The organism is Serratia sp. BIGb0234, assembly GCF_024809915.1.
Classification (GTDB): Bacteria; Pseudomonadota; Gammaproteobacteria; order Enterobacterales; family Enterobacteriaceae; genus Serratia; species Serratia liquefaciens.
The window spans coordinates 415,549-430,837 of the sequence record NZ_JANUEI010000002.1 but is presented as its reverse complement, the minus strand read 5'-3'; the positions used below and the strand labels follow the sequence as shown (position 1 = coordinate 430,837).

General features: G+C 54.1%; 16 protein-coding genes. 12 read left to right on the top strand and 4 right to left on the bottom strand.

Features of this window, described 5'->3' with window-relative positions:
* Positions 1-599: 599 nt before the first annotated feature.
* The 9 genes from M2407_RS09055 (at position 600) to kynA (ending at position 9,213) form a co-directional block, all read left to right on the top strand.
* The gene (locus tag M2407_RS09055; protein WP_128865371.1) at positions 600-1,808 is read left to right on the top strand and encodes an MFS transporter; all 1,209 of its coding nucleotides are present in this window, start codon (positions 600-602) and stop codon (positions 1,806-1,808) included.
* A 62-nt stretch (positions 1,809-1,870) separates the two neighbouring features.
* Positions 1,871-2,737 (top strand): cupin-like domain-containing protein, encoded by an 867-nt coding sequence (locus M2407_RS09050; RefSeq protein WP_197022773.1) that lies wholly within the window; start codon positions 1,871-1,873, stop codon positions 2,735-2,737.
* A complete protein-coding gene (locus M2407_RS09045) occupies positions 2,724-3,947 on the top strand; it encodes an aminotransferase class I/II-fold pyridoxal phosphate-dependent enzyme (protein WP_020827554.1) in 1,224 nt (407 codons plus the stop codon). Before M2407_RS09050 ends, M2407_RS09045 begins: the two co-directional genes overlap by 14 nt.
* Complete coding sequence (locus M2407_RS09040; RefSeq protein WP_122079714.1) at positions 3,944-4,807, top strand: CoA ester lyase; 864 nt, start codon at positions 3,944-3,946, stop codon at positions 4,805-4,807. Before M2407_RS09045 ends, M2407_RS09040 begins: the two co-directional genes overlap by 4 nt.
* Positions 4,804-5,691 (top strand): acetaldehyde dehydrogenase (acetylating), encoded by an 888-nt coding sequence (locus M2407_RS09035; protein WP_122079713.1) that lies wholly within the window; start codon positions 4,804-4,806, stop codon positions 5,689-5,691. Before M2407_RS09040 ends, M2407_RS09035 begins: the two co-directional genes overlap by 4 nt.
* Entirely contained in the window at positions 5,675-6,676 is a 1,002-nt protein-coding gene (dmpG, locus tag M2407_RS09030) for a 4-hydroxy-2-oxovalerate aldolase (RefSeq protein ID WP_048760305.1), read from the top strand. Before M2407_RS09035 ends, dmpG begins: the two co-directional genes overlap by 17 nt.
* Before the next feature lie 2 nt (positions 6,677-6,678).
* Positions 6,679-7,629, top strand: a complete 951-nt coding sequence (locus M2407_RS09025; protein ID WP_142816396.1) for an ornithine cyclodeaminase family protein — start codon at positions 6,679-6,681, stop codon at positions 7,627-7,629.
* Entirely contained in the window at positions 7,623-8,117 is a 495-nt protein-coding gene (locus tag M2407_RS09020; protein ID WP_020827549.1) for a MaoC family dehydratase, read from the top strand. Before M2407_RS09025 ends, M2407_RS09020 begins: the two co-directional genes overlap by 7 nt.
* A gap of 253 nt (positions 8,118-8,370) precedes the next feature.
* Complete coding sequence (gene kynA / locus M2407_RS09015; RefSeq protein WP_020827548.1) at positions 8,371-9,213, top strand: tryptophan 2,3-dioxygenase; 843 nt, start codon at positions 8,371-8,373, stop codon at positions 9,211-9,213.
* A gap of 34 nt (positions 9,214-9,247) precedes the next feature.
* On the opposite strand, the gene M2407_RS09010 is transcribed toward kynA, so the two are convergent.
* Positions 9,248-10,177 carry a LysR family transcriptional regulator gene (locus M2407_RS09010; protein WP_259217698.1) on the bottom strand — a complete coding sequence of 310 codons (930 nt, stop codon included), beginning with the start codon at positions 10,175-10,177 and terminating at the stop codon, positions 9,248-9,250.
* 98 nt (positions 10,178-10,275) lie between these two features.
* On the opposite strand from M2407_RS09010, the gene pcp reads away from it, so the two are divergent.
* Entirely contained in the window at positions 10,276-10,923 is a 648-nt protein-coding gene (gene pcp / locus M2407_RS09005; protein WP_116691135.1) for a pyroglutamyl-peptidase I, read from the top strand.
* Positions 10,924-10,967: 44 nt separating this feature from the next.
* On the opposite strand, the gene M2407_RS09000 is transcribed toward pcp, so the two are convergent.
* The 3 genes from M2407_RS09000 to ydgT form a co-directional block, all read right to left on the bottom strand.
* Positions 10,968-12,002 (bottom strand): NADP-dependent oxidoreductase, encoded by a 1,035-nt coding sequence (locus M2407_RS09000; RefSeq protein WP_128865374.1) that lies wholly within the window; start codon positions 12,000-12,002, stop codon positions 10,968-10,970.
* Between the two features lie 77 nt (positions 12,003-12,079).
* Positions 12,080-12,499, bottom strand: a complete 420-nt coding sequence (uspC, locus tag M2407_RS08995; protein ID WP_122079708.1) for a universal stress protein UspC — start codon at positions 12,497-12,499, stop codon at positions 12,080-12,082.
* Positions 12,500-12,650: 151 nt separating this feature from the next.
* Entirely contained in the window at positions 12,651-12,866 is a 216-nt protein-coding gene (gene ydgT / locus M2407_RS08990; protein WP_012145712.1) for a transcription modulator YdgT, read from the bottom strand.
* Between the two features lie 1,408 nt (positions 12,867-14,274).
* Between ydgT and flhD the strand changes: the two genes are divergently transcribed.
* The gene (gene flhD, locus M2407_RS08985) at positions 14,275-14,625 is read left to right on the top strand and encodes a flagellar transcriptional regulator FlhD (RefSeq protein WP_122079707.1); all 351 of its coding nucleotides are present in this window, start codon (positions 14,275-14,277) and stop codon (positions 14,623-14,625) included.
* The gene (gene flhC / locus M2407_RS08980; RefSeq protein ID WP_020827541.1) at positions 14,625-15,209 is read left to right on the top strand and encodes a flagellar transcriptional regulator FlhC; all 585 of its coding nucleotides are present in this window, start codon (positions 14,625-14,627) and stop codon (positions 15,207-15,209) included. Before flhD ends, flhC begins: the two co-directional genes overlap by 1 nt.
* Positions 15,210-15,289 lie beyond the last annotated feature (80 nt).

Genomic DNA, 15,289 nt, shown 5'->3' with positions numbered 1-15,289 from the left:
GTGTTCTCCTCGCGTGATGTTAATGTCAGGGCCAATGTCCCCGCGCGTCAAACTTTCATCATAAATAAAGCGCGGCAGGAATACTTGGCTCCAATAGGGAGTAAAAATGACGATTACGGCACAGTTTCTGTTCTCTGCGCCGCTATAGCGCCAGAGGGCCCTGAGAGTTTGGTTCAAAGGGCGTCATTCGCAGACTGAAAATTATTATTTTCACCATAATTAACACTTAACTCGCTGTAATTAAATGTGAATGCAATAACGCATCAATGTGATGCAAAAACGCTCTTGTAAATAATGATTAGCGTTGCTAATTCTTAATGCCCATGCATTAAAATTGTTTATGATAAATTTCGGGGACTTTTTAAGATGGCGAATTAATAATTATTAACCAAGATGATTTCAACGCGAACAATATTCTATGGCCTGAATTCCATTCGGGAGGGATTAATGCCTGAGTGCGTTATCTTCGTTTTATTGTTGCGCATAAATAAATAGTTAAGTTATTTATTCATTGAGTATGCCCGATCAAATAAATGAGTGGGTATATTCGATTGATATATTCATTCGTTCTTTTAGCGAATATCTATTGAGAGCACCTTATGGAAACAGAGGCCGTTGAGTCCAAGTTCAGTTTTGGTTCTTATACCCGATTATTGTCTGATCCCGGACATGCGACGCTTTCATTGTTTGGCCTGCTGGTCAGGTTCCCGGTGGCGATGCGGTCCATCAGTTGCATAATGTTGATTTCCGCCACTATGGACTCGTTATGGATTGCCGGAACCGTGGCGGGAACATTAATGATTACGCAGGCGATAGCCAGCCCGGTATTAGGCCGATTTGCCGATAAATTCAGTCAGCGAAAGGTGCTTATTATTACCTGCTGCTGCCACGTCATTGCGATCCTTTCGTTAATTGGCTTGGTGCTGCTGAATATGCACTTATGGGCAATTATGGCCGCGGCCATTGCTACCGGTTGTTCGTCGGTGCCGGTGGATGGATTTATTCGTACTCGCTGGGCCTCCATGGTGACCGATGAAGCGCTACGAACCGCGTACGCGTTAGAAACCGTGCTTGATGAGATCATTTTCTTATTAGGGCCGTTAATCGCCATTGTTTTGGCCACGGCATGGCACCCCGCAGCGGGGCTGGCGTTATGCGCCGTGCTCACCTTCAGTGGTTCTCTGGCCCTGGTGTTACATCGGCGTTCTGAGCCGGTTATTGTGCACAAGAGCGCAGAAAGCGATCGTCGGGCAATCAGCATGGTCTGGGTACGGGCGTTAATGATCTCCTATGCGGCGGTAGGCCTGTTTCTTGGCTCAATCGACGTCATGATGATCGCCTACGCCAAAGAAGTAGGCAATCCAACCCTCGCCGGCGTGCTGTTATCCATTTGCGCCGCGGGCAGCCTGGTGGGCGGCACCTGCTACGGCGCTATGAACTGGACCTTATCGCAACCCCGCCTGCTGCTGATCACCTCCGCCACCCTGTGTGCCGGCACGCTCCCGCTGATTTTCACCAGCGTTCCCGTTGTCATGGGCATTTCCGCTTTCGTCGCCGGGCTGTCGGTGGCGCCGTTATTGATCACCTGCAGCAACCTGCTGGAGTCCTTGACGCCGAAAGGGTGTTTATCCGAAGGCTTCTCCTGGTTGTCCAGCGCCGGCTGGCTGGGCTTTTCACTGGGCGTCTCGGTGGGTGGACAGCTTTCTGATCAAAGCGGAGCGGGTCAGGTGGCCTGGGTAGCCATGGCCGCCGGAACACTCGCTTTATTATCCAGCCTGTTTAGCCAGAAATTACTCAGCAATAAATAAAAACTACGCCCCAGAATATCGGGGCCTCACATTATTATTTTCGAAACAGGAAAACGGCAATCGTGAAACAGTTAACGACGGGGGTTCCCGTTCCGCGCATGACCTTTAAAGAGTTCGTCGCCTTTGGTGTTGAAGCTATTTTCCGAGCCGACGTCCCGGTCATTATTACCGATTTACCCATTGATACCAGCATAGGGGCGAGTGACCTGATTTCACAACGCTTGGGCGATGACAATGTCACCTTGTTCCGAGAGGCCAGTAATAAAGAAAATACCGAACGCTGGCAAACCATGAAAATTCAGCTGCGTGGTTTTTTGGAAAATAAAGAGTACCAAAGCGACAACAATACCTGGTATCGCGTGGTGTCCAATATTATGCACCGCCCCGAGGACGTCAATAATATCCTTGGCTTTGATGCTTTTTCCCTGCTTGCCTCCCGTCGTGGGTTGAACGCCGCCAATTTATGGGTCAGCTACCATGGAGTATTTACCCAAAGCCATTTCGATGAGCTGGAAAACTTTAATATTTCTTTGCAGGGCAGAAAACGGTTCATTCTTTTTCCTCCGGGCCGCAGAGATTACTATCCGCGATCTATCCTGCAGGGTTTCGGCGATAAATCGCAGGCCTTTGATTTTGACAATATCGACCCGCAGCGTTTTCCCCGCTTGGCGGCAAAAATCCCGCAGCGCCGCGACTTTATTTTAGAACCCGGTGAAATGCTGTATTTGCCGCTGGGGTGGTGGCACCAGGCCGAATCTTTAGACGACCTGAATATCAACGTTAATTTTTGGCTGTGGGATCTGAAAATCCTGCGTCGCCCTTATGTTTTCTACTCCGCGCTCTACACGGCGGCTTACCGCAAGTTTAAAGGCATCTACAACTATCAACCAGAACCCACCAAGAGGAAGGCACTTGATGAGCAGCCGTAAGCAGATCATTCCCACGAACAAATTCCGCAACAACGATAAGGCCATCGGCATAGGCAATCCTTTCTGGGATATGTCAGAGCAAAACGGCCTTGCGGGTATCGTTGCCGGGCTCGATAACGACCTGTTGTCTACCCAAAGTGGCCATCAGTTTGTCAATTTCAGCTGCTGCTCGTACCTGAACCTGGACTCCCACAGCAAGGTGGTCGAAGGTGCTATCGACGCGGTGCGCCGCTACGGCGTGTTGGATCACTGCATTGCCCGCAGCCGGGTCCAGCTCCCTGCCATGAAGGAGTTGGAAGCGTCGCTGGGTGAGCTGTTCCAGGCTGATGTACTCAGCGGCGTGTCAGCGAGCAGCGTCAGCGGCGGCTTGCTTCCTCTTATCGCTTCGGGCCATTTAGGCAACGGTGTGCGGCCTTTGATGATTTTCGATAAGCACGCCCACGTGTCGCTGGCGGCTGCCAAACCCGCCTGTGCCGATGAAACCGAAGTCGTCACCTGCAATTATCATGATTTGAATTTCATTGAAGACTGCTGCAAGCAATATCAACGGGTCTGTTACGTGGTCGACGGCAGCGATAGCCTGGGGGGCTATGCTCCGGTCAAAGCCCTGGCTGAACTGCAGGACAAATACGGCCTGATGGTGTTTTACGACGATTCGCATTCGATCTCCGCTTATGGCGAACGCGGTGTTGGCTATGTTCGTTCCCATAGTCCGGCGTTGGATGAAAACACCATTATGGTGGTCACGCTCAACAAAGCTTTCGGCACCAGCGGGGCGGCGATATTGCTCAACGGTTATTCGCAGCAGATGCTGCGCCTGGTCGAACGCTTTGGCGGCGGGCTCAACTACTCGCAAAACCTGAATACGGCGGCCATCGGCGCCAGCCTGGCGTCGGCGGAAATTCACCGCACGGATGAATTGCCCCGGTTACAAAAGAAACTGTACGACAACATCGCGCTGTTCGATTCCCTGATCCCGACGGAGCAAAGCGGCAATACCTATCCGATCCGCCTGGTGCCGATGAGCGATGACCGGGTGATCGAGGCGGGGCGCCAGGTGATCGAGGCTGGCTTCTATGTCTCGCCGGTGTTTTTCCCTATCGTCGCCAAAGGCACCGCCGGCCTGCGAGTCATGATGCGAGCCGGACAAACGCAAGAGCAGATCCGAGGCCTGTGCCAGGTGATCTCTGCTGTCAGGGGGCCGCAATGACGGATATCGCCCGGGCTGTTCCCCGCAGCATTCTGTACACGCCGGCCTTGTCACTAAACCGTGTGGTCAAGGCTCTGTCTTATGACGCCGATGTACATTTGATGGATCTGGAGGACTCCGTACCTGGCCCGGCCAAGGCGGAGGCCAGAAACATCTGCCGTACGGCTCTCGATAATGCACCGCCCTCTGCCAATATTGCCGTGCGAATCAACGCGCTGGGCACGATTGACGCTTTGCATGATCTGGTGATGCTGTGTTCCGGTCAAACCACGCCCAGTTTTATCGTGATGTCCATGGTTCGAACCCCTGCTGAGGTGGTTTTCCTGCGTGAAACCTTCGCCTCAGCCGGAAGGTTCCCAGAAATTTACCTGACGATAGAGACCGTCGAGGCCATTACCGATCTGGATAATGTCGCGGCGGTGGCGGATGGGCTGATTTTCGGCTCTGCAGATTTGGCGGCCACTTTAGGGGTGCCAATCACCTGGTCCGGGATGCTGGCCGCTCGTCAGGCGATGGTGTTGGCGAGTGCCAGACATGGTATTGGCTGTATCGATACCGCCAACTATCGGCTTTCCGAACCCGACGTGTTGGCCAATGAAATTCAGTGCGTCAAAGATCTGGGCTTCCATGGCAAAGCCACCGTTCATCCCAGCGAGCTCGAACTGATCAACTCGACGTTACGGCCCTGCGAGAGCGCACTCTTGGCGGCAAGCCGCATTACCGATGCTGTGAAAGCGGCGCAAGGGGGAATTGCCTTGTTGGACGGGCACATGGTGGGGCCGCCTTTTGCCCGCATGGCGCGCAATACCCTGCAATCAGGCAAGGCCTGGGCCGCTCGTTTCAGTAGAGGTAACTCATGACGCTCTCCGTCGCTGTCATTGGAACCGGCGCCATCGGCATGGATCTGGTCAATAAGATCCAGCGTTCCCCGCTGCTGCATTGCGGGTTGCTGGCGGGGCGCAACAAGGACTCCGCCGGTCTTGAGGTCGCAGCCCGCTTGGGTTGCCCGACCAGCGCCGGTGGCATTGACGCTGTGTTGGCGTCGCCAACGCCTTTTGATGTGGTTTTCGACGCCACCAACGCGATGTCGCATGTCAGGCATTGGGCGCTGCTGCGCCCGCTGGGCACCTTACTGATCGACTTAACCCCCAGCCACCTGGGCAAAATGATCGTGCCTACGGTGACGGGAACCGATGCGCTGACCGAGCGCAATGTCAGCCTGATCAGCTGCGGTGGACAGGCGTCGATACCCATTTTGCATGCCCTGAGCCGACATTTTCGCATCAACGATATCGAGGTGGTGGCGACCGTCGCCAGCAATATTCTGGGGCGGGCCACCCGGATCAACATCGACGAATATGTGGACACCACGCAGCGGGCGCTCAGCGCTTTTACCGGCGTAGCCAACACCAAGGCGATCCTCAACATCAGCCCGGCCGCGCCACCCGCCATGTTCAGGGTCACCATTTTCGCCGGTATTCCAGGGGTCACAAAGGAACAGATCACTCCGGTGCTTGCTGAGGCCGTTGAGGCGGTGCGGGGATTCTCGGCGGGCTATTCGCTTACCGCTCTTAACGTCAGCGAAGGACGCGTTTCGATCTCGCTGGAGGTGGTTGCCAGCAGCAAGGTGATGCCTGAATACGCCGGGAATCTGGATCTGATTAATTCTGCCGCCATCCTGGTTGCCGAACAGTATGCGAGCTATCGAAATAAAACGGAGGGGGCTAATGGCCATTCTGATTAACGACTCAACCCTGCGTGATGGTCAACACGCCGTGAAGCATCAGCTCACGGTGGCTCAGTTACGAGACTACGCGACGGCGGTAGATAAAACGGGAGTGGCGATTGTCGAGGTTGGCCATGGCAACGGGCTTGGCGCCTCCTCGTATCAGGTCGGGCGCGCGGCGTTGAGTGATGAAACCATGCTGAACACCGTGCGCGAGTGTTTGCAAAACAGCAAGATGGGCGTGTTTATGCTGCCCGGTTGGGGAACCATCGTCGATCTGTCGAAGGCGTTATCCTGCGGTGCGGATGTGGTGCGCATCGGTACCCATTGCACTGAGGCAACCCTGGCCGAACGTCATCTGGGATGGCTGCGTGATCACGGGGCAGAAGCGCATGCGGTACTGATGATGAGCCATATGGCCACTCCCCAACAGTTAGCCGATCAGGCTCAACTGCTGGTGGAGTACGGTGCGCAGGCCGTCGGCATCATGGATTCTGCCGGCAACCTGTTGCCGCAGGATGTGACCGAACGCATCACCGCGATGCGGCGGCAGGTGGATGTGCCGCTTATTTTCCACGCCCACAATAATTTGGGCATGGCGGTGGCCAACTCGGTTGCCGCCGCTCAGGCCGGCGCTAGCGTGATTGATGGCTGTGCCCGCGGATTCGGGGCTGGGGCAGGGAACACCCAACTTGAAGTTCTGGTACCGGTACTGGAACGTTTGGGGTTCAACACCGGCATCGACCTTTATCATTTTCTCGACGCCGCCGAGCTCGCCGCCCGAGAACTGATGGTCACTCCACCGATGATCGACTCCGTGGGCATTGTCAGTGGCCTGGCCGGCGTTTTTTCCGGCTTTAAAAATCCGGTGTTAAGCCATTCGGCCTCTGCGGGGGTCGATCCGCGTGACGTCTTCTTCGAATTGGGAAAACGTCAGGCCGTGGCCGGGCAAGAAGACCTTATCGTAGAAGTGGCCGCGCAGTTGAAGAGGATCGCCCTGTGACGATGCAAATCATCAATGCAGCTGAAATGTCCGGAGAGATCCGACTGCGGCAGGTCATGGCGATGCTGAGTGAGGCGTTCGGGGATTTACGTCGCGGTGATGAACAATCACCGACGCGGACCTTACTCCAGCATGGTCCTTCAGAGACGTTGATCAGCCCGGCGGCCTGGAACAGACGCGGTGTCGCCAGCGTTAAAATCACTACGCTCACGCCCGGCAATGCTGAGAGAGGGTTGCCATTGATCCATGGGGTGGTGCTGCTCACCGACATCGATACGGGCCAGATGCTGGCCTTGTTCGATGGCGCTAGTCTGACCGCGTTGCGAACCGGTGCGGTGGCCGGACTGGCGACCCAGCTGTGTGCTCCGGAGCAGGCTGGCGATCTTGCTATCCTCGGGGCAGGGGTTCAGGCACGGGCCACGCTGCTGGCGATGCTGGCGGTGCGGCAGATCCGCAGGGTGCGCATTTTTTCCCGTTCGGCGCTCAGAACGCAAGAGTTTGCGCACTGGGCTCGTACGCTGACCACCGCGCCGGTCAGCGTTTGCAGTAGCGCATTCGAGGCCGTGCAGGGGGCGGATCTTATCTGCACCACCACCTCAACCCGTGCCCGTGAACCTTTGGTGTATGCCGATTGGGTAGCGCCAGGGGCCCACCTGAACATTATCGGCGGCACCCACGAGGACGCCATTGAGGTCGACCCCGCGTTATTGAAAACCGCCTTTGTCGTGGTGGAAACCGGCGCGGCTGCCAGGGAGGATGCGGGGGAGATTCGAAGCGCTATGGCGGAAGGATACATTCAGCCTGAAGGACTGAATGAGCTGGGCGCTCTCGTGTTGGGTGAGTCCGCTGCAACGGCGGGGCAGACCACGGTATTTCGCAGCGTGGGGCTGGCCATCGAAGACACCGCTGCCGCGGTGGCGCTATACCCATTCAGGGAGAAAAAACCATGTTAAGAAAAGTCGGCGAAAATGAGTATCAGGAAGAGCACGGCGGGGACTATGAAGACTTCGAAACCGGCATGACGATCAAACACTGGCCGGGGCGCACGCTTTCCGAAGCCGACAACACCTGGCTCACCCTGTTGACGATGAATCAGCACCCTTTGCATTTCGACAAGGCCTATGGCGCCCAAGCGGAATATGGCCGCGTTTTGGTCAACAGCAGCATCACGCTGGCGTTGGTCAGCGGGATGACCGTGCAGGCATTGTCTGCCAGGGCGGTGGCCAATCTGGGCTGGGAAACGGTGCGCCTGAAAGAGCCGCTTTTTGTCGGTGATACGCTTTACGCCATCAGTAAGATCCTGGCTAAACGGCCGTCAAAATCCCAACCGAACAACGGCATCATTACGGTGGAAACGCGGGGTATCAAATCCACGGGCGAAACGGTGATCACCTTCGAACGATCCTTTATGGTTCGGCGACGAGATTACAGAGAGCCTTGATTTTCAGCGGTTCGGGGATCGGCAGAGCAATGTTGATGCTCAGGAGTCGCGGATCCCATCCCCGCGGATAATCACTGCGGGGATTTTCAATCCAGGCAGACATAAGGAGGGAATCAACCTGACATGACCAACCCTGAAATCTGCGAGGCAACTCTCGTTTATAGTCCTTCGGGTTGGGGCGATATGAACTATTGTTTTCTGTTTGCAGCACGCTACACACCGCTTCCGGTCGTGGGCGCAGCGGAGATAACAGATGAACAAACGGGAATTAGAAAGCGCGATTGTCACCGATTTTTCCAAACGCATGAGCTATGGCGACTATCTGTGCCTGGATCAACTGCTGGACTGCCAGCACCCGCTGTCCAACCCGCAACACCATGATGAAATGCTGTTTGTGGTGCAGCACCAGACGTCGGAGCTGTGGATGAAGTTGATGCTGCATGAACTGCAGGCGGCGCGGATGCTGGTGCAACAAGATAAGCTCAGTCATTGCTTCAAGATCCTGGCGCGGGTCAAACAGATCCAGCGGCTGCTGTTCGAGCAATGGGCGGTGCTGGAAACCCTGACGCCGTCGGAGTACGTCGAGTTTCGCGACGTGCTGGGCAGTTCGTCGGGCTTCCAGTCCCATCAATATCGCTCGATTGAGTTTTTGCTCGGCAACAAGAATGCGGCCATGCTGGCGGTGTTCAGCAACGATGCGGAAAAACACGCGGCGCTGAAGGCCATTCTTGAAGCGCCCAGCCTGTACGATGAATACCTGCTTTACCTGTCCCGCCACGGTCTGCCGATCCCGCAGGAGTGTATCGAACGTGACTGGACGCAACCTTACCAACGTAATCCAAACCTGCTGCCGGCCTTTAAAGAGATCTATGACCATCCACAAAAGTATTGGGAAGCCTATGAAATGGCCGAAAAGCTGGTGGATATAGAGGAAAGTTTCCACCTGTGGCGTTTCCGGCATATGAAAACGGTAGAGCGGATTATCGGCTTTAAAACGGGCACCGGCGGTTCGAGCGGCGTCAGCTTCCTGAAAAAGGCGCTGGAGCTGACTTTCTTCCCTGAACTGTTGGATGTGCGCACCGAAATCGGCGCCTAGCTTAGGGCCTTAATCGTAGCAGGAAGGGCGCTTCTCATTCACTCTTCCCCCAGTTCAGTTGGGTAAGGGTGTCGCACAGCCAGGTCAGCGCCGGATCGCGCCGGGCCTGGCGACCAGCAACCAGATCGATAGAAAACGTGCTCACCGCCAGTTCTGCCGGTAGCGGCAGAAAGCGCACCTTCGCCGGATCGGCAAACTGGCTGGCGACGCTGTGTGCCAGGGTTGCTATCAGATCGCTGCCGGCGACTACCGCAGGCAGCGCCACGATATGCGAAAATGTTGCGGCCACCCGTCGCTCCAGCCCCAGTTCCGCCAGTCGACGATCGATAATCCCGCGGGCGGAGCCGTCGTCCGAGGGGGCGTAAAGGGCATGGGGCAGGCCGACGTATTGCGCCAAGCCCCAACTTTCGGCAGCTAACCGCGGATGATGCCGGCTGGCGATACAGGTAAAGCTTTCGGTAAACAACGGCTGCACCAGCATGCCCTTCACCGCCTCGATATGCCCGCCCAACGCCACATCTATCTCGCCACTCTCAAGCTGTTGCACCACATTGCGGCGATCGAGCCGGGAAACCCGGATATCGATGCCCGGCGCATCCTGCCGCAGTCGGCTGATAATGGCAGGCAGTAGCGTGATATCGGCGTAGTCGCCGGCGGCTAGCCTGAAGCGGCGCTGGCTGGCCGTCGCGGGATCGAAGCGCGTCGGCGGCGTCAGCGTCTGGTGGATTTGTTCCAGTACCGGGTGGATTTGCAGCATCAGTTGGTGAGCACGCGCGGTTGGCAACATGCCGCCGCCGCTGCGGGTAAACAGCGGATCGTCAAACAACAGCCGCAAGCGCGACAGCGCATTGCTGACCGACGGTTGGGCACGGTTCAGACGTCCGCCGGCAGCGGTGACGTTACGCGTTTGGTATAACGCTTCAAACACCACCAGAAGATTGAGATCGACGCTGGATAAATTCATTTTATGAATACTCTATATACAGATAATCCATTTCCAGAATCATAGCGCGTTGTTTAGGCTGAGAGCACGCGGATTCAATAACAACCTGAGGTGTGATGATGGAAAGGGTATTGGTGACCGGCATTGAGCCGTTTGACGGGGATAAGGTTAACCCTTCTTGGCAGGTAGCGCAGGCGCTGGCGGGAGAGCGGATCGCCGGCGCAGAAGTGGTGGTGCGTCAATTGGCCTGCGTGCTGGGGTTGTCCAACCAGCAGCTGATTGCCGCCATCGAAGAGCTGCGGCCCAAAGCCGTGATCTGCCTGGGGCTGGCCGGCGGGCGCGGCGAAATTTCCGTTGAACGGGTTGCCATCAATCTGATTGACGCTCGCATTCCCGATAACGCCGGAAAACAACCGATAGACATCCCGGTGGTGGAAGGGGGACCGGTGGGCTATTTTTCCACGCTGCCGGTGAAGGCGATCGTGCATCATTTACACCAGGCAGGCATTCCGGCGGCGGTGTCGCACACGGCAGGCACTTATAATTGCAACCAGCTTTTCTACGGGCTGAGCCATCATATCGCCAGCCAAAATTTGGCGATCAAAGGTGGGTTTATCCACATCCCTTACAGTCATGAGCTGGCGGTCAATCATCCGGGAAAACCCAGCCTGGCGTTAGCCGCAATGATTGAGGCCGTTCGCAGTGTTGTGCATACCACTCTGACGGTCGATGAGGATTTATCACTCAGTGGCGGTGCGTTGCATTGAGGGCATAGCAGAGCGCGGCAGTACATCACCGCACCCAGTGGGGATTACTCGTCGGCGACGCGGATCACCAATTTGCCGAAGTTCTTGCCCTGCAACAGACCAATGAATGCCTGCGGTGCATTTTCCAGTCCGTCGACCAGGTCTTCACGGAATTTGATTTTCCCCTGATCGACCCATTCGCTCATTTGCTGCAGGAATTTATCAAAGCCTTCCGCGAAGTCATCGAAAATGATGAAGCCTTGCATACGGATGCGCTTGCGTAAGATCAAGCCCTGCAGCATCGGCAAGCGGTCCGGCCCGGCAGGCAGGTCGGTGGCATTATAGTGGGCGATAATCCCGCAGACTGGAATACGTGCCTGGGTATTCAGCAGCGGGATCACTGCATCAAACACCGCACCGCCGACGTTTTCATAATAAATATCGATGCCTTGCGGGCAGGCGGCGGCCAGTTGCTCAGCGAAGTCTGGGGCTCGGTGATCGACACAGGCATCGAAGCCCAGCTCTTCCACCACATAGCGGCATTTCTCTTTACCGCCAGCCACGCCGACTACCCGACAGCCTTTCAGTTTGGCGACCTGACCGACGACCGAACCGACGGCACCGCTGGCGGCGGCGACCACCAGGGTTTCACCGGGTTTCGGCTGGCCGATCTCCAGCAGCCCCATATAAGCGGTGAAGCCCGGCATGCCCAGGACGCCAAGCAGACGAGAAGGATGCGCCTGATGAGGGCCGAGGTTACGTAAGCCGCTTCCGTCAGACAGGGCATAATCCTGCCAGCCGTCGTAGCCTAATACCCAGTCGCCGGGTTTGAAATCGGGGTGCTGTGATGTCACGACCCGTGAGACCGTGCCGCCCACCATGGTTTCGCCAATTTGCACTGGCGGGGCATAAGAGGGCGCGTCGCTCATGCGGCCTCGCATGTAAGGATCGAGCGACAGGTAGACGGTGCGCAATAACACCTGGCCGGCGGCGGGCTGCGGCGTAGCGACGGTTTCCAGACGGAAGTTGTCTGCGACAGGTTCGCCGTGCGGGCGAGAAGCCAACAGAAAACGGCGGTTTTGTTGTGTAGACTGAGACATCAGGCATTCCTTATGCGGACAGAGAGTCTAAGTCTAGTCAATCATCGAAAAGAGCGAATGGCCTAATGTGCTCAGCGTTACAGTGGGATGATCAGCACGTCGATACGGCTGGTATTGATAAAGCGCGCGGCAGAGCAGGAGATTTTGTTCATCATGCCGTCGCTGTGATTACCGCAAACCACCAGATCAAAAGGTTGCCGTTGGCTGGCATAGTTCAGGCTATCGGCCAGTTCGCCGTGGACGATCAGCGTGTCGGCAATCGGGTAATCCGCCTGCAGGCGAAGTTCTTCCAGAAACAGCAGCGTTTCTTCTTCCATCAGCGCACGCAGGTCGCCCAGCATGGGGCCCGCAAAGTTATTGAACATTTCCGGATTGGCGATGGTGCTTAGCAGGGTAATTTTGCCGTTATAAGGACGTACGATGGAGACGGCTTTTTCAACCAGGCGGTGGCTGTCTGCCGCCACGGCGACGGTAACCAAAACGTTTTGATATCCCATCTTCCACTCCTGTTTCCTGTTGATAGGGCAAAGGGTAGAGCCTGGTGAAGTGAATAAATGTGTTTTGTATCACGCGCGCCAATAAATCCGCGACAGATGGCCGTTATTTAGCAATAAAAGATAAATTACCTGCGCGCGCAATGAATGCAAATTATAGCACCTGTGCCCACAGCGTTTTCGGCACCTTGCCCAAATCGAAGAGTTTTCCTGCAACCAGCTCAGCGCGACGATGATCGGCGGCGCGATACATGTTGCTGATTTCAATGTCATTATCGATGGAGTAGTTAAGCTTGTCGTACACTTTCTCCACGCTGTCCAAGCTGGTGCATTTACGGAAAGTCATCAGGTAATCCAGGGTATCGGTCATGATTAAAATATAGCCTGTTAAGAGTTGTAGCCGAACGAAAAAACATCACTCTGTCATCGTGACAGCAGCAAAAGCGTGATGTGCGACCTGAAAAATTAATTTCAAATAAATAAATTGCGATACGTAATAATTGTCTGCGCGCAAGTTTCCCTGCTCTGAGAATAATAATATGCCCATGCGCCGTCGGCAATGGCATCTTGCTGATCTGTACACAAAATAGGGAAAGCCTCAGGTTGGGGAGCAAGGTGCTGGGGGGCAGAACCGCTTGCCAATGCGCCTGGCGTTGAATTCCGGTTTTTTTTAGGGGCCAGTAGGGCGGTTTATAGCTGAGGTTGGACGTTTTTTATCCCGATTGCGCCCCTGCTCCGGCAGCAGGTTGCCTGTCCGAGTCGGCAGGATTAATCGAACGGCCCGCGACGCGGTATTTTCCACACCGCATGAGATAGTCGCCCCTCAGAGAAAAATAAAACGAAACTGCGTTTTACTTTATTAGTGCTACTGAAACTAACAGCACTTATTCTCGGCGCATAAACATCAGCCAAGATCTAATTTTTTTCGTGGCGCTGAAAAACTATTAAAGTTTTAATTAATACTGCCGATAAAACGTTTTGCCATTATCCCGCCTAAAAAACCACCCGAAGCTTGCGACTTTCATTCCATTTGTCAGGAAACAAATCGTTACCTCTGTTTTCTTGTTTACAACGTAACCGAGCCGTTGTTAATCGAATTGGAACATTCGTCGAAAAATAAAACAGGAGATTCCCGCAAGCTTAAGTCAAATCCGAAACCTAATAACCTTATAGTTTACATGCGTTATATTTCAATGCGGATAGTTTATTGTTTATTAAACGGTTATTTATACTGTCTTTATCGGCTACGAGCAGATTTTTGTTCTGTTATTTTAGTTTGGTGATGCTTTTGTTCGAATTGATCTAAAAAAGATATTTTTTTGGCTTATATACATTGTTTTTAAGACGTTTTTTTACTTATGTCTGTTTTGTGAGCGAAAATGCGGTTAAAAACCATACTGGTGACGGGCTATTTGGCTTAATTATTTTTTATTTTTGTGATATAGATCACATTGTATTTAAAATTGCCTCTCACTTACATTGTGTGTGCTAATGGTTCAGGGGTAGAGTTGCGCTGCATTAGGAATAATCTTATTAATTTTGTAAAAATAGTTTCACGGTGATTAAACACCGCTGGAGCAAAATGCTGTACATCCATACACGTTGGTTTGCGCACGTATCAAATACTGAATGATGGTCCGAATTTAGTGATGTTGAAAAATTTATAACGGTCGTTATTCAGGGCTTCATTGCCAACTTAGGGAACAAACCCAGGTCACGGGCGATAAAAATTATCACCCAGCGTATGTTTTTAAACATAGTCTGTCGGGATGGGGAATATGGGTACGTCTGAATTACTTAAGCATATTTATGACATCAATTTGTCATATTTACTTTTAGCACAGCGTCTGATTAATGATGAAAAAGCCTCGGCAATGTTCCGTTTGGGTATCGACGAAACCATGGCCGATGCACTTTCTCAGCTCACGTTACCGCAAATGGTCAAATTGGCTGAAACCAACCAGCTGGTCTGCCACTTCCGCTTTAACGATCACCAAACCATCGAGCGTCTGACAAAAGAGTCTCGCGTGGACGATCTGCAGCAAATCCATACCGGTATTTTGCTCTCAAGCCATTTACTGCAAGAACTGTCGGCGAAAGACGGCAGTGCGACGAAGAAAAGAGCTTGATGATGGCAGAGAAAAGTATTGTTCAGGAAGCCAAGGATATTCAGCTGGCCATGGAGCTGATTACACTGGGTGCGCGTTTGCAGATGTTGGAAAGCGAAACGCAGCTCAGCCGTGGGCGTTTGATCAAGCTCTATAAGGAGTTACGCGGCAGTCCACCGCCGAAAGGGATGTTGCCGTTCTCGACGGACTGGTTTATGACCTGGGAACAGAACATCCATTCATCGATGTTCTACAACGCCTACAGTTTCCTGATGAAAAGCGGGCACTGCACGGGCGTTGAAGCAGTGATTAAAGCCTACCGTCTGTATCTGGAACAGTGCCCGCACCAGCCGGGTGAGCCGCCGTTGCTGGCGCTGACGCGAGCCTGGACGCTGGTGCGCTTCGTCGATAGCGGCATGCTGCAGCTTTCTGCCTGCAACTGCTGCGGCGGCACTTTTATCACCCACGCGCACCAACCGTTGAACAATTTTGTTTGCAGTTTATGCCAACCCCCATCCCGCGCAGTAAAAAGACGTAAACTTTCGCCGCAACTGGCCGATATTATTCCTCAACTGCTGGACGAGCAGGTTAAACGCGCAATTTGAGCCGGCGGCAGCGCCGGTTTATCCAGATTTAAACCGATTGGTGAAATGCAGGGTTCGGCGTGCCGAACCCAAAGGCGCAG